The 15,933-nt window shown below is 67.5% G+C and carries 12 protein-coding genes; 8 read left to right on the top strand and 4 right to left on the bottom strand.

Annotated features, from left to right (window positions below):
- Positions 1 to 153: 153 nt before the first annotated feature.
- Complete coding sequence (locus ACFVIV_RS29880) at positions 154 to 624, bottom strand: VOC family protein (RefSeq protein ID WP_379201996.1); 471 nt, start codon at positions 622 to 624, stop codon at positions 154 to 156.
- A gap of 56 nt (positions 625 to 680) precedes the next feature.
- Between ACFVIV_RS29880 and ACFVIV_RS29875 the strand changes: the two genes are divergently transcribed.
- The 3 genes from ACFVIV_RS29875 to ACFVIV_RS29865 all read left to right on the top strand — a co-directional run bounded on the left by ACFVIV_RS29875 (position 681) and on the right by ACFVIV_RS29865 (position 2,793).
- A complete protein-coding gene (locus ACFVIV_RS29875) occupies positions 681 to 1,541 on the top strand; it encodes a DUF6597 domain-containing transcriptional factor (RefSeq protein WP_379201994.1) in 861 nt (286 codons plus the stop codon).
- A gap of 88 nt (positions 1,542 to 1,629) precedes the next feature.
- On the top strand, positions 1,630 to 2,046 hold the full coding sequence (locus ACFVIV_RS29870; protein ID WP_379201993.1) for a DoxX family membrane protein: 417 nt from the start codon (positions 1,630 to 1,632) through the stop codon (positions 2,044 to 2,046).
- A 294-nt stretch (positions 2,047 to 2,340) separates the two neighbouring features.
- Positions 2,341 to 2,793 (top strand): universal stress protein, encoded by a 453-nt coding sequence (locus tag ACFVIV_RS29865; protein WP_379201991.1) that lies wholly within the window; start codon positions 2,341 to 2,343, stop codon positions 2,791 to 2,793.
- Between the two features lie 438 nt (positions 2,794 to 3,231).
- Here ACFVIV_RS29865 and ACFVIV_RS29860 read toward each other — a convergent pair whose 3' ends face one another.
- Complete coding sequence (locus tag ACFVIV_RS29860; RefSeq protein WP_379201989.1) at positions 3,232 to 5,541, bottom strand: HelD family protein; 2,310 nt, start codon at positions 5,539 to 5,541, stop codon at positions 3,232 to 3,234.
- Between the two features lie 228 nt (positions 5,542 to 5,769).
- Positions 5,770 to 7,113 carry a diguanylate cyclase domain-containing protein gene (locus ACFVIV_RS29855; protein ID WP_379201987.1) on the bottom strand — a complete coding sequence of 448 codons (1,344 nt, stop codon included), beginning with the start codon at positions 7,111 to 7,113 and terminating at the stop codon, positions 5,770 to 5,772.
- Between the two features lie 174 nt (positions 7,114 to 7,287).
- Between ACFVIV_RS29855 and ACFVIV_RS29850 the strand changes: the two genes are divergently transcribed.
- Positions 7,288 to 8,484: a beta-ketoacyl synthase N-terminal-like domain-containing protein gene (locus tag ACFVIV_RS29850; RefSeq protein WP_379201985.1), complete on the top strand. Its 1,197-nt coding sequence runs from the start codon at positions 7,288 to 7,290 to the stop codon at positions 8,482 to 8,484.
- Between the two features lie 212 nt (positions 8,485 to 8,696).
- Here the strand turns inward: ACFVIV_RS29850 and ACFVIV_RS29845 are convergent, their stop codons facing one another.
- Complete coding sequence (locus ACFVIV_RS29845; protein WP_379201983.1) at positions 8,697 to 10,427, bottom strand: GAF domain-containing protein; 1,731 nt, start codon at positions 10,425 to 10,427, stop codon at positions 8,697 to 8,699.
- A 254-nt stretch (positions 10,428 to 10,681) separates the two neighbouring features.
- On the opposite strand from ACFVIV_RS29845, the gene ACFVIV_RS29840 reads away from it, so the two are divergent.
- The 4 genes from ACFVIV_RS29840 to ACFVIV_RS29825 all read left to right on the top strand — a co-directional run bounded on the left by ACFVIV_RS29840 (position 10,682) and on the right by ACFVIV_RS29825 (position 15,922).
- Positions 10,682 to 11,503, top strand: coding sequence for a hypothetical protein (locus tag ACFVIV_RS29840; RefSeq protein WP_379201982.1), 822 nt, complete (start codon positions 10,682 to 10,684; stop codon positions 11,501 to 11,503).
- 120 nt (positions 11,504 to 11,623) lie between these two features.
- Positions 11,624 to 14,614 carry an excinuclease ABC subunit UvrA gene (uvrA, locus tag ACFVIV_RS29835; RefSeq protein ID WP_379201980.1) on the top strand — a complete coding sequence of 997 codons (2,991 nt, stop codon included), beginning with the start codon at positions 11,624 to 11,626 and terminating at the stop codon, positions 14,612 to 14,614.
- Positions 14,615 to 14,676: 62 nt separating this feature from the next.
- Positions 14,677 to 15,189, top strand: a complete 513-nt coding sequence (locus ACFVIV_RS29830) for a DUF1203 domain-containing protein (protein WP_379201978.1) — start codon at positions 14,677 to 14,679, stop codon at positions 15,187 to 15,189.
- Positions 15,190 to 15,622: 433 nt separating this feature from the next.
- Complete coding sequence (locus tag ACFVIV_RS29825; protein ID WP_379201976.1) at positions 15,623 to 15,922, top strand: RidA family protein; 300 nt, start codon at positions 15,623 to 15,625, stop codon at positions 15,920 to 15,922.
- Positions 15,923 to 15,933 lie beyond the last annotated feature (11 nt).

Genomic DNA, 15,933 nt, shown 5'->3' with positions numbered 1-15,933 from the left:
GCGGAGGGAGGGAAAAATCGAGACCGTCAGGCCCCGAACCCCGCCGGAGCGAAGCGGAGGCAAATTAAACACAGCCACGAGCGGGCCTAATCAGACCAACCCTCACGACCGACGGATCCCGCGCCTCCCGTCAGCCGATCGGCACGTGAAGCCTCAGCCCTGCTGGGCCATCCACTCGTTGACGCGCCGCTCGGCTTCTTCCCGAGGCACGTCCTCGACCCGCGTCATGCAAACCCAGCGATGCCCGAACGGGTCGATGAACACGCCGAAGCGGTCACCGGTGACAAAAGTGGCCGGTTCCTCCACCACATTGGCGCCCTTGTCGCGAGCGCGATCGATGATGGCGTCGGTGTCGGGGGAGTAGTGCACGATGCTGGTGTGAACCCACTCCCCAGTGGGCGCCCGCAGGCCGATATCCGGCATGGGAAGCCCGAGCTGAATGGTGGAATCGCCGATCAGGAGCTCGGCGTGCGCAGGCTGCCCGTCGGGAAGATCATTGCGAGTCAGCACCTTCGCACCGAGCACGGTGGAGTAGAAATCAATGGCCTTGTTGCCGTCCGCCACGGCCAGGAAGCAGGAGATGGAGTGGTAGTTCTCAGGTATGGGATTCACTGCGTCGCTCATGAATACGAGTCTTGCCAACATTGCCCCGCCGGTCTTGTAAGAACGCGACACCGCTCATGACCGGCGACGACGAGCTGTACCGCCCGCGACGAGTACCGCCGCCGGAAACAGCGAAGGGAATTCTGCGCCCGCGTGAGCAGGTCCGGACCAGCAATCACTCCCGCCTAGCGGCAGGGGAGCAGGTCAGCCGATTCGTGGAGTGGTACTGGGCGGTGCACTGGGATCGCCGCGGCATGCCGCCGTATATGGCCGAGGTGCTGCCCTATCCCGCGGTGAACATGACCTTCGAACGATCGCATGATCGCACCGGCGGCTTCGTGACCGGCGTGTGGACCAAGAAGTACGTCCGCGAATTGGCCGGGGAGGGTGAAACTTTCGGCGTCAAGTTCCGCGCCGGCGGCTTCGGAGCGTTCACCGGCCTTGACGTCGGCTCCTTGCGGGACGCATCCGTCCCGCTAACCGAGGTGCTCCCCGAGGCCGAGGGCCTGGCGGAGAAAATACTGGCCACCACCGATCTCGAAGAGCGCCGGGCACTGGTCGAGGAATTCCTGGTCGAGGCCGTCGCACAACGCGCCGTGGCCGACGACACCTCGTATCGCCTGCTGCTGCGCATCATCGACACCATGGCCGAGCATCGCGAGCTGACCCGCGTCGACCAGGTCACCGACCTGTTCGACATCCCGATTCGCACCCTGCAACGCCTGTTCCGCCGCTATGTCGGCGCCGGCCCGAAGTGGGTGCTGCGCCGCTACCGCCTGCAGGACGGCGCGCATCTGCTGGCCGAGGGCCGCACCTCCGACCTGGCGGCCCTGGCCGTCGAGCTCGGCTACTTCGATCAGGCTCACTTCTCCCGGGAATTCGCCGGGGAGATCGGGATGGCGCCGTTGGAATACGCCCGGACCTCGCTAATCTCCTGACATCTGGACCCCGGGAATAACTCTCGCACCGATGAAGTTGGTTGCCGTGTCACCCAATGGCTAGTGATCACGAGAGAAGGAGCGGGCCATGGATGTGCTGGTTTTGATCGGACGGGTGTTGTTCTCGGCGCTGTTCCTCAGCTCCGCCGTGGGACACCTCACCCAGAGTGACGCAATGGCGCAGTACGCGCAGTTCAAGGGCATTCCGGCGGCCAAGCTATCGGTCCTCGGCTCCGGTGTGCTGCTGCTGCTCGGCGGGCTGAGCGTGCTGCTCGGCGTATGGGCCGACTTGGGCGCGCTGCTGCTGGTGATCTTCCTGCTGCCGACCGCCTTCCTGATGCACAACTTCTGGAAGGAAACCGATCCGCAGGCCAAGCAGACCGAGATGATCTCGTTCAACAAGGACGTGGCGCTGGCCGGCGCCGCGCTCATGCTGTTCGCCTTCTTCGCCTACGTCGGCGGCGATCTCGGATTGACCATCACCGGGCCGCTTTTCAGCCTCTGACCCGATAGTGTGCCCCTGTGATGAAAATCCCAGGGGCGCAATAGGGTTAACGTTTTCGGACAGATTCGCGTTTCGCCCGCGAATTGGCTGGTAGCCAAGGCTGTTTTCCGGCCCGCTTGTGGAATGTGCGTCACAACGGGCGCGCCACGTAAGTGTGATGTGTTGCGATATCTAAAATTTCCGCCGCTTATGCCGCTATTGTCAGGCGGAGTTGCCGCGGCGGTAACCCCAGCATGCTGTGCTCGACAGGGCGCAGCCACCGCCCGGCCCCGACCCTTGTACTTGGAGGAGAGAATGACCGCCTACCGGACGATCGTCGTCGGTACCGATGGCTCGGACTCGTCGTACGTCGCCGTCGAGCGGGCCGCGGCTCTGGCCGGCGACGAGGGCGCCACGCTCTACATCGCCTGCGCGTACTACCCCACCGACGACCGCGATGTGGCCGCCGCCGCCGACGTGCTCAAGGACGAGGCCTACCAGGTGCGCGGCTCCGCCCCCACCAGTGAAATCCTGCGCGTGGCGCGAGACAAGGCCATTGCCGCCGGCGCCGTCAACGTCGTCGAGAAGGCCGTGGTCGGCGAGCCCGTCGAATCCCTGCTCAGCCTGCTCAAGGAACTCGAAGCCGACCTCCTCGTAGTCGGCAACCGCGGCCTCAACACCCTCGCCGGCCGCCTCCTCGGCTCCGTGCCCTCCGACGTAGCCCGCAAATCCCGCTCGGACGTCCTGATCGTGCACACCGTGCGCTGACGCGCAAGGGAGAAAGGGCTTGGGGGTAAACCCCCAAACCCCCAAAGACGAAGAGTTGGGGGGGGGCCAAACTGGCCCGCCCAAACCCAAAGGGTGGGTGAGGCGGGGCGCGCGGCGGGGCCCCCCCCCCCCCCGGGGGGGCCTCCCCCCCTCGGTCGACGGGGTGGGGGCAACACCCCCCACCCCCCACCCCCCTAGGGGGGGGCCGCCCCCTTCGGCCCCCCCCCAACTCGCTATTGGTGGACAGGCTGAGCCGTCGGGCGGGCCGCCCTGCCAAGCGGGGCTGCGCCGTCGGGCGGGGCTGTGTCGTCGGGCGGGGATGTGCCGCCCGGGCAAGACTGTGCCGTCGGGCAGGGCGGGTGTGTCCCAGAAGGGGGTTCGGGGGCTTTGCCCCCGCTCCCTTTCTCCAAGGGGGTGTGGGGGCGGAGCCCCCACAACTCAGCTCAGGCGGTGCAGGACCGGGGGGAGGTCTTCGGTGTGGGCCACGGTCAGGCGTTGGGTGGCTCGGGTGAGGGCTACGTAGAGGTCGTTGAGGCCGCGGGGGGATTTGGTGAGGATTTGGTGGGGTTCGACGAGGATTACCGCATCGAATTCCAAGCCCTTGACGTCGTGGACGGTGAGGACTCGGGTCGAGTCGTCGGTCAGGTGGGCCAGTTTGGCGGCTACGTCGTGGGGGGCGATGACGGCGGTGGTGCCGGGGTGGGCGGCCTCGGCGGCGACGAGGCGGCCGACTTCGGCGTCGAGGGCGTCGAGGGGGACGCGGTGGGCCCGGGGGGTGAAGCCGGAGTCGCGGACCGAGCGGGGGATGGCCGCGCTCGGATCGATTTCGGCGAGGACGTCGGCGGCGATGGCCATGATTTCGGCGGGGGTGCGGTAGTTGACGGTGAGTTCGGCGAGCTTCCAGCGTTTGGCCACGTAGGGTTCGAGGACCTGCTGCCAGGAGGAGGCGCCGGCCGGGTCGCCGGTTTGGGCGACGTCGCCGACGGCGGTGATCCAGCGGTTGGGGATGCGGCGCATCACCATTCGCCACGCCATTTCCGAAAGTTCCTGCGCCTCATCGACGATGACGTGCCCGTAGGTCCAGGTGCGGTCGCCGGCGGCGCGTTCGGCGGTGGTCTGGCTGGTGCGGACCTGCTGGCGTTCGGCGAGCTGGCCGGCGTCGATGAGGTCGTAGGCCATGAGCAGTTCCGGGTCGAGGTCGTCCTCGAGGTCCTGCGGGGCGGAGCCGGTGAGAATGTCGAGGGCGTCCTGGGCCTCGGCCAGCTGGGCGCGCCAGCGGCGGCGGGCGCGTTCGCGCTCCTCGGTGTCGTCCACGCCGAGCAGTTCGGCGAGCTCGTCGAGCAGCGGCGCGTCGGCGTCGCTGAACTCGTTGCTGTCGGGGCGTTGCAACTCGGCGCGATCGGCGTCGCTGAGATGCCCTGCGGCAGTGGCCAATCGCTTGGGATCGGCCCAGAGTCCGCCGAGCACGTCCTGCGGGGTGAGAATCGGCCACAGCCCGGCGATGGCGCGCTGAATATCGGCGTCGGCCCGCATTTCGTCGCGGATCTCGGTGAGATCGGTCTGGCTCAACAGGTTCCGGCCGCCCAGCGGGTTGGCGCCGATGGCCTCGGCCAGCTGATCGGTGAGCGCGTCCACCACGGCCGCGGCGAATACCGGCCGGGCCAGGTTGTGCGGGCGGCGCGAGGACCGGGCGCGGCCGCGGGCCTTGGTGACGATCTTGCGATCCAGGGTGAGATCGTGGCCGTCGAAGTGCAGCCGCACCGGCTCCTTCGGGACCTCCTGCCAGTCGCGCACGGCCTTCTTGAGCACGTCGAGCATGTCGAGAGAGCCCTTGAGCTCCCCGGCGCGCAGCGAATCCTCCAGTGTCGCTTGCACTCCCGGATACAGGTTGCCGATGGTCGAGAGCAGCACGCCGGTCTCGCCCAGCGACGGCAGCACCTGCCCGATGTAGTCGAGGAAGGTGGAGTTCGGGCCGATGATGAGCACACCGGCCTTGTCCAGCTGCTGCCGGTAGGTGTAGAGCAGGTACGCGGCGCGATGCAGCGCCACGGCGGTCTTGCCGGTGCCGGGCCCGCCCTGCACCACGAGCACGCTCTTGTGCTCGGAGCGAATGATCGCATCCTGTTCGCTCTGAATGGTTTCGACGATGTCGTTCATGTGCCCGGTGCGCGCGGCATTGAGCGCCGCCAGCAGCGCGCTCTCACTGCCGACGCCGCCGTCGCCGCTGATCACCCCGGCGCGGCGGGCCGCCTCCAGATCCAGGTATTCGTCATTGAGCGCCGTCACCTTGCGATTGCGCGAGCGGATGTGCCGCCGCAGCGTCACCCCGTCGGGCGCGGCGGTGGTGGCCAGATAGAACGGCCGGGCCAGCGGCGCCCGCCAGTCCAGCAGCAGGGTCTCGTAGTCGTGCGCCTCGTCGAGAATGCCGATGCGCCCGATGTAGCGGCGTTCGCCCTCGGCCGGTCCGCTGCCGTTGTCGGCCGGCCCGTCCCCGTTCTCGGCGAGGTCGATGCGCCCGAAGCACAGGCCGTGCTCGGCGGCGTCGTATTTGGCGAGGTCCTCGGAGTACAGCTGGGTGAACGATTCGCGCTCACTGCGCGCCTGCGGGGTGCCGCCGGTCTCCAGCAGAACGGTGCGCAGGCGGCGCTGCGCGTACTCGCGCATCCCGTCGAGCTGGGTGTACAGCCGGTCCAGATGCTGCTGCTCCCGCTCCACGTCCGCCGCGGCAGCGGGATCGGACGCGGGCACAGAACGCTCCTCTGTGAGGTCGGGCAAAGCGGAACTCCTTGTCACCACACCGGCGCGCCAGCACGGCGTGCGAACCATCGAGAACAGAGTTGTCGAGTCTAGTTCGCGATTGCGGGCTTCGCCGTATCAGCAGCTCAATGGTGATGTGTGCCCCACCTCTCGGGACTCTCGGGGGCTGCGCCCCCGAACCCCCGAATCAGGGGGCTGCGCCCACAAACTCCCCGCCGCTCATGAGGCGTGCGTGCTGTCGCTACGGCGGCCGAGGGTTCCGTTCTGGTGGTTGGCGGGCTTGGCGCGGTACATGGCCAGGTCGGCGTCGTGCAGCACGGCCTCCGGGGTGCGGGAATCGCCCGGATGCAGCGGGGTGATGCCGATGGAGGCATTGACCTGGATGCGATGCCCGCGCGCGATGATGGGCTCGGCCATGGTCTGCCGCAGCCGGGTGACCAGGTCGTCCAGATCCTCGCCCAGCGTCCGGCCGGACAGCAGCACCAGGAATTCGTCCCCGCCGATGCGCCCCACGATGTCGTCGGAGCGCAGCCCGCGCTGCAGCCGCTGCGCCACGATCTGCAGCACGGTGTCGCCGATGGCGTGCCCGAGCGTGTCGTTGATGGCCTTGAACCCGTCCAGATCGATGAACAGCACCGAGGACACCGGTAGGTTCTCGGTGGTGCCCAGCGCCGCCGCGAGCCGCGAGAGCACCAATGCGCGATTGGCGAGCCCGGTGAGCGGATCGTGTGTCGCCTGGTATTCCAATTGCCTTCGGCTGGCCCGGAATTCGGTGATGTCGTTGAACGAGGAGACCGCGGGTGAATCCGGATCGTCGGGATTGAGCAGCCGGCTCGACGCCGACAGCCAGCGGCGCTGCCCGTCCGGCCGGTCCACGCCGAACACGAACCGCGTCACCGTCTCGCCGGTGGCGAGGGTGCGGATGACCGGATACCAGGACGGCGGCATGGGCTGGGCATTGGCGTCGAGCAGGTTCAGCGGAATGTTCTCGATGTGGGTGCCGATCAGGTCGTCGGCGTCGTATCCGAAAATGCGCCGGGCGGCCGGATTGGCCGATTCGATCCGTCCGTGCCGGTCGATCACCACCACGCCCTCCTCCAGCTGGGAGACGACAGTGGTGAAGAACTGCTCGGCCCGCGCCTGCGCGGCCTCGGCCAGGCGCTGCGGGGTGAGGTCGTGCAGGACGACTTGATAGGCCAGGTGTTCGTGCCAGCGGGTGAGCACCGACACGGTTTCCACGTCCACGGTCCCGCCGCCCACCCGTAGCAAGGTCATCTCGGCGGGTTCGGAGGCGGTGCCGGCAATGGTGAGCCGGCGGATGCGTTCCAGCATCGGGGCGACCGAGGCCGGGTCCACGAAGTCGGTGATGGGCCGGCCGACGATCTGGTCGGCGGATTCCGCGTTCAGGAGTCTGACGGTGGCCGGGTTGGCGTAGACGACGGTGCCGCGCTCGTGCACCACGATGCCGTCGGGGCTGTACTCGACCAGGGACCGGTATCGCTGGGCGAGTTGGTCCAGCTGTTCGGCATCGGTCGGCGCAGTTGCCCGATCGTTACCAACCACCTAAAGCACCCCCTGATCGTCGTTGTAACACGTCGCTGGAGCACGGCACCATTGTGGTATCGGCATGGTTGCTGGGTCACCGCGCCGACCGTATTGAATCAATCACAGTTCCGCACATCATCGAGCTGCGATTGGTGATCATTACAGGCACCGGCTCTGAAAGGAGCGATGCAAATGCCTGGCACCAACCCCGTCCCGAATACCGCAGACCAGCATCAAGATCATATGACCATCGTCGGTATCGGTGCCGTCACCGGGTACGGCTGGGGCCGCGAGACCCTCTGGGAGGGTTTGCTGAGCGGCAAGCCGGCCGCCCGGCTCTTTCCAGGGTACGGGCCGGAACGCGATCGGCACGGTTGGGTAGCCCGCGTGCCGGAAGGTGGCGATCCCGAACTCGGGCCGAGCCGGTATGCCCGCGCCGCACACGAATCGGTGCGCGAGGCGATCGCCGACGCGCATGCGCGCGGCTGGAAACCGGGCCGGACGGTCGGTCTGCTGCACGCCATTGTGCTGGGCGATGTATACGAATGGCGCGACTTCTATCTCGTCGACAACGGCCGCCGCCGTTCCCGCGACTACATGCGCCTGCTCCCGTCCACGCCGGTGTCGATGCTCATGCAGGAGTTCGGTTTTCACGGACCGTCCATGAACGTGTCGGCGGCCTGCTCCTCCGCCAATGTCGCCTTGATCACCGCACAGCTGTGGCTGGCACAGGGTTTCGCCGACGACGTGATCGTGGTCGCCACCGACCTGTCCGCCACCGCCGACATGGTCGAGCACTTCGTCGAACTGGGCGCCGCCGTCACCGACGCCGAACCCCTCTCCGCCTGCCGCCCCTTCCAGGAGGGCAGCCGCGGCTTCAGCATGGGCGAGGCCTCCACCGCATTCGTGATGAGCCGCAATGCCGAACGCCCCTACGCGGCCATGCTCGGCGGCGCCATGTCCAACGACGGCTACCACGTGGTCTCCGTCGACCCCTCCCACCAGCAGATCTTCGACTGCGTCCGCCGAGCCCTGTCCAGCGCCGACGTCCGCCCCGAAGAAATCGCCTACCTCAACGCCCACGGCTCCGGCACCAAACAATGCGACGACGCCGAAACCGCCCTCCTGGCAAAGATGTTCGACGACCAACCCCTCGTCTGCGCCACCAAACCCCTCACCGGCCACTGCCAGGGCGCCGCCGCCGGCGTAGAGGTAGCAGCCATAGCCCTGGGCTACGAACGCGGCGTAGTGGTCTCCGCCCCCATCGTCGCCCCCGCCCACGCCCGCCTGGTCGACGGCGTAGTCCCCGGCTCCGACGGCCTCACCCTGAAAACCTCCCTCGGCATGGGCGGCCACAACTCCGCAGTTGTACTGGGCCCGGTGAGCTGAGCGCGCGGTCGCCGGAGCATCAGCCCTAAGCGAACGCGGCGCGCAGGGCGCAGCCGCGTGGGGCGGGGGTGCACGGCGCAGCCGCGCGGGGCGGGGCGCAGGGCGCAGCCAGGCGGGGCGGGGCGCAGCCCTAAGGGGGTCCGGGGGCTTAGCCCCCGTATTCTCTTCCAGGGGGTTCGGGGGTGAAACCCCCGAGAGTCCCCCACGAGAGTTCAGTGGAGAGGCACGCTCCAGTGCAGTTTGGTGCCCTGGTCCTCCCCGGAGGGGTCGCGGCGGGGGTAGACGGCGAGGCGGCCGCCGGATTGTTCGGCGCGGTGGGCGAGGTTGGTCAGACCGCTGGGGGTGATGTCGTCGGGGATGCCGCAGCCATTGTCGGTCACGACGATGGTGAGGTCGTCGGCTACGCCGATGTCGATGGTCACGGTGTCGGCTCCGGAATGCCGGACCGCATTGCTGACCGCTTCTCGCACAACGGCTTCCGCGTGATCGGCGAGGCCGGGTTCGACCACCGAGAGCGGTCCGGTGATGTGCATGAGGGCCCGGATGTCGGTGTTTGCGGTCTGCTGTTTGACGGCGCGCTCGATGCGCTGGCGCAACCGGGTGCTGTGCCCGTTGCCGCCGTGCAGGTCGAAGATGGAGGTGCGGATCTCCTCGACCACATCCTGGAGGTCGTTGATGGCATCGGAAAGCCGTTGCCGCACTTCGGGTACGCGGGCGCGCGGCACCGTGCCCTGCAGTGAGAGGCCGATGGCGAACAGCCGCTGGATGACGTGATCATGCAGATCACGCGCGATGCGATCGCGATCGGTGAGGATGTCCAGTTCGCGCATGCGCCGCTGCGCCACCGCCAGCTGCATGGCCAGCGCCGCCTGATCGGTGAATGCCGCGATGAGCTCCATCAGCTCATCGGTGTAGGGCGCGGATTCGGTGGAGCGCAACGTGATCAGCACGCCCAGCGTGGAGTCGGGCGTGTGCAGCGGCAGCACCAGCGCCGGCCCGATGCCGTCGATGGTCTTGCCGAGATCCACCTGTTTGGCATCGTCGAAGCGCAGCGGTGTGCGGGTGAGCAGCGCCTCGCCGACGGCGGTCCCGGTGGTCTGCACCGTATTGCCGCCGTGCTCCTGTCCGGGCCCGGACCATTGCGCCACAACGAGTTCGGTGATCTCCCCGGGCAGCGATTCCGGATCCGGCACCACGGCCAGCAGCGCCCGCTGGGATCCGGTGAGTTCCCGTGCGTGCTCGACCACGTGCGCGAGCACCTGATTGGGATCGGTGTCGGCGAGGAATTCGGTGGCGATATCGCGGGTGGCCTCGATCCACGCCTGCCGGGTGCGGGCCGATTCGTACAGGCGCGCATTGTCGACGGCGATACCGGCCGCGGCCGCGAGCGCCTGCATGAGCACCTCGTCGTCCTCGGTGAAGGGGTGCCCGCCGGATTTCTCGGTGAGATACAGGTTTCCGAACACCTCGCCGCGAATCCGCACCGGCACGCCGAGGAAGGACCGCATGGGCGGATGGCCGGGCGGGAAGCCGACCGAGGCCGGATGCCGCGCGAGATCGTCGAGCCGGATCGGCTGCGGCTGGACCAGCAGCAGTCCCAGCACGCCGTGCCCCTCGGGCAGATCGCCGATGAGCATGCGGGTCTGCTCGTCGATGCCGTGATACACGAACTGGGTGAGCTGACGGTCGTGGCCGCGCACGCCGAGCGCACCGTAGCGGGCGTCGACCAGGCCGACGGCGGCGCGCACGATGGTGCGCAGGGTTTGATCCAGGTCGAGTCCGGAGGTGACCGCGAGCATGGCCTCGACCAACCCGTCGATCCGATCGCGGGCGTCGATGATCTGTTCCACGCGGTCCTTCACCTCGGCGAGCAATTCGCGTAATCGCAGCTGCGACAGCGTTTCACGAACCGAGTAGGGGCCATTGCGGTGGGCGTCGTACATGGTTGTCCTGCTGTCCGGCGGAAGCGCTCACTGCATCGGGAAGTCTACGCGCGGAACAGTTGCCGGCTGCTCGATACGAGTGAACCGAAACGGCCCGTGGGCGCTCCCGGGTGTGCCAACCTTCTTGCAACCTTTTAGCGGATGATTTTCCAAGAAAGTGGTCCGGATCGGGACCTTCGGCCCTGTCCGGAAGGGTCCACGGCATGTTGCGATAGGACACGGTTGCCGGGTCGGAAACGGGAAAGTGGGGCGGCATGGGCGCGTTCGATGTGTGGTCGAGTGGAATCGATCCGGATTTCGTGGTGACCACCAGCGGACCCGTCCCGCCGGCCGAGGTGACCCGCGTGGTGCGCGGGCTCGGCAGGATACTGCGTCGCCACGGGGTGGACGGGCCGGTGCGGGCGCGATTGCACCGGCCCGGTTCCGAGGATGTGACGACCCTGGTTCAGGTGGCGATCCGGGCGCAAGGGAAGGCGTACCGGGTGCAGGTCGCCGGGCCGGGGCGGTTCGCGGTGACCTTCGCGCTGGAGCGGCTCGACCTGCGTCTGGACTGCCCGCCCGAGGAGTTGTCGCGGCCCTGGCCGGATCCGTCGCGGCCGTCGCTGGCGACGGCGGGGGAGCCGCGGCCGATCGTGCGCCGCAAGGACTGTCAGTTGCAGGTGGTGAATGCGGCTGCGGCGACACGGGTCCTGGATGCGATGGATTACGACGCGCACCTGTTCACCGATGCGGAGTCCGGATCGGATGCGGTGGTGTGCTGGCGCGGACCCCTCGGGGTGCGGACGGTGCGCCAGCATCGCGATGGCGTTCCGGTGCTGCGCGAGGACGAGGCGGCCGCGCGATTGTGCCTGGGCGGTATGCCGTATCTGTTCTATACAGATCCGGACAGTCGCCGCGGCCGGTTGCTGTACCGGCGCTTCGATGGCGACCTGGCACTGGTGAAGGCGGCCGGGGCCGAGGACCGGGTGCGCGATCGCGGGCTGGCGCCGCGGGCCATCAGCGCCTCGTGCGTGCGGCGGATTCCGGCCGGATCGGCAATGCCGGGTGTGCTCGAGGTGGTCGAGAAACTAGGCTGATCGGTATTCCCGAATCCACTGTGACCAGCGTTTCAGCATGCGTGGGCAAACTTGTCGGTGGGTCCGCCTAGCATGGCGTCGGGGGTAACTCTGGATGCCGAAACGTTGGAAGGACGGCCTGTGGCGGATCGCCTGACGGTGCGTGGTGCGCGGGAGCACAATCTCAAGGGAGTCGATCTCGACCTACCCCGCGACAGTCTCATCGTGTTCACCGGGTTGTCCGGGTCCGGCAAGTCGTCGCTCGCGTTCGACACCATTTTCGCCGAGGGCCAGCGCCGCTATGTGGAATCGCTGTCGGCATACGCGCGGCAATTCCTCGGGCAGATGGACAAGCCGGATGTGGACTTCATCGAGGGCCTGTCGCCGGCGGTGTCCATCGACCAGAAATCGACCAACCGGAATCCCCGGTCCACGGTCGGCACCATTACCGAGGTCTACGACTATCTGCGCCTGCTGTTCGCGCGCGCGGGCACCCCGCACTGCCCGGTCTGCGGGCATCTCATCGAGAAGCAGACCCCGCAGCAGATCGTGGACCAGGTGCTGGCCATGGAGGAGGGCATCCGCTTCCAGGTGCTCGCGCCCGTGGTGCGCACCCGCAAGGGCGAATTCGTCGACCTGTTCGATCAGCTGAACTCGCAGGGCTACTCGCGCGTCCGGGTGGATGGCGTGGTGTATCCGCTCACCGATCCGCCGAAGCTGAAGAAGCAGGAGAAGCACGACGTCGAGGTGGTCATCGACCGGCTCGCGGTGAAGCCGAGTTCCAAACAGCGCCTGACGGATTCGATCGAGACCGCGCTGCGGCTGGCCGACGGCATCGTGGTGCTGGACTTCGTGGATCGCGACGAGCACGCCCACGATCGGGAGCGGCGTTTCTCCGAGCGGCTGGCCTGCCCGAACGGTCACCCGCTCGATATCGAGGATCTGGAACCCCGGTCGTTCTCCTTCAACTCGCCCTATGGCGCCTGCCCCGACTGCACCGGTCTCGGCATCCGCAAGGAGGTCGATCCCGATCTGGTGGTGCCGGATCCGGAGCTGAGCCTGGCCGGGGGCGCCATCGCGCCGTGGTCGCGCGGGCAGACCGCCGAATACTTCACCCGGCTGCTGTCGGGCCTGGCCGATGCCATGGGCTTCTCCATGGACACGCCGTGGGAGAAGCTGCCGCTCAAGGCCCGCAAGGCGGTGCTGGAGGGCAGTTCCGAGCAGGTGCACGTCTCCTATACCAACCGCTACGGCCGGAAGCGTTCGTACTACGCCGATTTCGAAGGTGTCATGCCGTTCCTGCAGCGGCGCATGGACAACACCGAATCGGAGGCCATGAAGGAGCACTACGACGGGTACATGCGGGATATCCCGTGTCCCGTCTGCAATGGCGCCCGCCTGCGCCCGGAGATCCTGGCCGTCACCCTGGCCTCGATCGACGGCCACAAGTCCATTGCCGAACTGTCGGATCTGTCCATCGGCGAGGCCGCCAAGTTCCTCAACAGCCTCGATCTCGACGACCGGCAGGCGGCCATCGCGGCCCAGGTGGTCAAGGAGATTCAGGCGCGACTGGGCTTCCTGCTCGATGTCGGCCTGGAATACCTGACGCTGTCGCGGGCCGCGGGCACGCTCTCCGGCGGTGAGGCGCAGCGCATCCGCCTGGCCACGCAGATCGGTTCCGGCCTGGTCGGCGTGCTGTATGTGCTGGACGAGCCGTCCATCGGCCTGCACCAGCGCGACAATCGCCGGCTGATCGAAACCCTCACGCGCCTCAAGAATCTCGGCAATACGCTCATTGTCGTCGAGCACGACGAGGACACCATCCACTCCTCGGACTGGGTGGTCGACATCGGTCCGCTCGCCGGTGAGCACGGCGGCCAGGTGGTCTACTCCGGCCCGTATCCCGGACTGCTCGAGGACAAGCATTCCCTCACGGGCGCCTACCTTTCCGGCCGCCAGACCATCGAAGTGCCGCTGGTGCGCCGCCCGATCGACAAGAAGAAGCAGCTCACCGTGGTGGGCGCGATCGAGCACAACCTCAAGAACATCGATGTGAACTTCCCGCTCGGGGTGCTCACCGCGATTACGGGCGTCTCGGGTTCGGGCAAGTCCACCCTGGTCAATGACATTCTGGCCACCGTGCTCGCCAATAAGCTGAACGGCGCGCGCCAGGTGCCCGGCCGGCACACCCGCGTCAACGGCCTCGACCACCTGGACAAGCTGGTGCAGGTCGACCAGTCGCCCATCGGCCGCACCCCGCGCTCGAATCCGGCCACCTACACCGGCGTCTTCGACAAGATCCGCACCCTCTTCGCCGCCACCACCGAGGCGAAGGTGCGCGGCTACCAGCCCGGCCGTTTCTCCTTCAATGTGAAGGGCGGCCGCTGCGAGGCGTGCTCCGGCGACGGCACCCTGAAGATCGAAATGAACTTCCTCCCCGATGTTTACGTCCCGTGCGAGGTCTGCCACGGCGCGCGGTACAACCGGGAAACCCTGGAAGTCCACTACAAGGGCAAGACCATCGCCGAAGTTCTCGATATGCCGATCGAGGAGGCCGCCGAGTTCTTCGAACCGGTCACCTCCATCCACCGGTACCTCAAGACCCTGGTGGATGTCGGCCTCGGCTACGTGCGCCTCGGCCAGTCCGCCCCCACCCTGTCCGGTGGTGAGGCGCAGCGCGTGAAGCTGGCCGCCGAACTCCAGAAGCGCTCCACCGGCCGCACCGTCTACATTCTCGACGAGCCCACCACCGGCCTGCACTTCGAAGACATCCGCAAGCTGCTCACGGTCATCAATGGCCTGGTCGACAAGGGCAATTCGGTCATCGTCATCGAGCACAACCTGGACGTCATCAAGACTTCCGACTGGGTCATCGACATGGGCCCGGAAGGCGGCTCCGGCGGCGGCACCGTCATCGCGCAGGGCACCCCGGAAGACGTTGCGGCCGTGGCGGAAAGCTACACCGGGCAGTTCCTGAAGGAAGTCCTGGCCGCTCCGGCTCCGGTCAAGCCGAAGAAGGCCGCCGCCAAGAAGGCTCCGGCCAAAAAGGCTGCCGCCCCGAAGAACCCGGAACAGGCAGCCGCGGCGAAGAAGGCATCCGCCGCCCGCCGCAAGGCAGCGGCTCTCCGCTAGGGAGAATGCGCGAGGTCCGATTCCCGCCGGTGATCAACTCACCGGCGGGCCAATCTGGAGACATGACGACCTACACCGCGCTTCCCATCAGCCCCGAGGCTCTGAAGGAACTCCGCATCACGGACGATGCGGGCCGCCCGATGGTCGCGTTCACCGATGACGAGGGCGGCGCCCCCCTCCGCTGCTGCCTTCGCCGCAGTGCACCCGGCGACCGCATCGCCCTCGTCGCGTACGCGCCCCTCCGGCGCTGGGCTGCCGAAACCGGTGCGGCCCCAGGCGCATACGACGAGCAGGGCCCGGCATTCATTCACGCCGACGACTGTGCCGCCCCCGCGCATGACGGCTATCCGCTGCTGAATGCGCGGCGGGTTCTACGGCGGTATTCCACCGACGGCCGCATCCTCGGCGGTCAACTCCTGGAAGACTCCGAGCTGTCCGACCAAGAGGTCGATCAAGCTCTCACCGACGCCTTCTCCGACCCGGAGGTGGCCCTGGTGCACGTCCGAGCCGTCGAATACGGCTGCTTCTTCTACGAGATCCGCCGACCCCCCACCCCCGAACCGGTTCCAAAGTGAAACAACGCCGACCGGGCACTGGTGGCGGCGACACGCCGAGAAACCCCGCCACCAGTGCCCGGTCGACCATCCAGCCAGGCTGGGAGCCGAGTATTCGGCTCCCAGCAGGGGAGCCGGCGCCGGGTGCGGCGGACGAGGTGACCCCTCCATCGGTTTGCTTTGCGCACGCCAGAGAGCGAGAACCATCCACACCCGATCGACACCTGAGCACCGACCACCCGCGGATCGAACCCGCCATACTTTCAGAGTGAGCACCATCGCGAAGCGGCTGACAGAGCTAGGCATCCAGCTTCCCCCCTCACCCAAACCCCCGCCGGGCATGGTGACTCCCTTCGCATGGGTTCGCGTCTCCGGACCCCGTGTTCTCGTCTCCGGCCATGGGGCCCTGAGCGAAGACGGCCGCCCCGCAGGCCCTTTCGGCAAGGTCCCGAGCATGGTCCAGCCGGACCACGCCTACGAGTCGGCCCGCGCGGCCGCCATCGCCATGCTCGGGAATCTCCAGGCCACGCTGGGTGATCTGGATCGCATCTCGGCGTGGCTCATGGTGCAGGGCATGGTCAATGCCGATGTCGGCTTCGCCGGATCCACCACCGTGATCAACGGGTTCTCGGATCTCATCCTGGACGTCTTCGGTCCCGAGATCGGTCGGCACGCCCGGACCGCGGTGGGGATGGCGACGCTGCCGTTGAACTATTGCGTAATCGTGGCCGCCGAGCTGGAGATTCGCGAGTGAATCCGCCACGG

It is taken from the genome of Nocardia sp. NPDC127526, from assembly GCF_042672265.1.
Taxonomy (GTDB): Bacteria; Actinomycetota; Actinomycetes; order Mycobacteriales; family Mycobacteriaceae; genus Nocardia.
This window is presented reverse-complemented; position numbering and strand designations above follow the sequence as displayed.

Bases quoted from the DNA above. Each gene is read 5' to 3' on its own strand.
- ACFVIV_RS29880 (WP_379201996.1), bottom strand. From the start codon at position 624: ATGAGCGACGCAGTGAATCCCATACCTGAGAACTACCACTCCATCTCC.
- ACFVIV_RS29865 (WP_379201991.1), top strand. From the start codon at position 2,341: ATGACCGCCTACCGGACGATCGTCGTCGGTACCGATGGCTCGGACTCG.
- ACFVIV_RS29840 (WP_379201982.1), top strand. From the start codon at position 10,682: ATGGGCGCGTTCGATGTGTGGTCGAGTGGAATCGATCCGGATTTCGTG.
- ACFVIV_RS29825 (WP_379201976.1), top strand. From the start codon at position 15,623: ATGGTCCAGCCGGACCACGCCTACGAGTCGGCCCGCGCGGCCGCCATC.
- ACFVIV_RS29850 (WP_379201985.1), top strand. From the start codon at position 7,288: ATGCCTGGCACCAACCCCGTCCCGAATACCGCAGACCAGCATCAAGAT.
- ACFVIV_RS29845 (WP_379201983.1), bottom strand. From the start codon at position 10,427: ATGTACGACGCCCACCGCAATGGCCCCTACTCGGTTCGTGAAACGCTG.
- ACFVIV_RS29870 (WP_379201993.1), top strand. From the start codon at position 1,630: ATGGATGTGCTGGTTTTGATCGGACGGGTGTTGTTCTCGGCGCTGTTC.
- ACFVIV_RS29875 (WP_379201994.1), top strand. From the start codon at position 681: ATGACCGGCGACGACGAGCTGTACCGCCCGCGACGAGTACCGCCGCCG.
- ACFVIV_RS29830 (WP_379201978.1), top strand. From the start codon at position 14,677: ATGACGACCTACACCGCGCTTCCCATCAGCCCCGAGGCTCTGAAGGAA.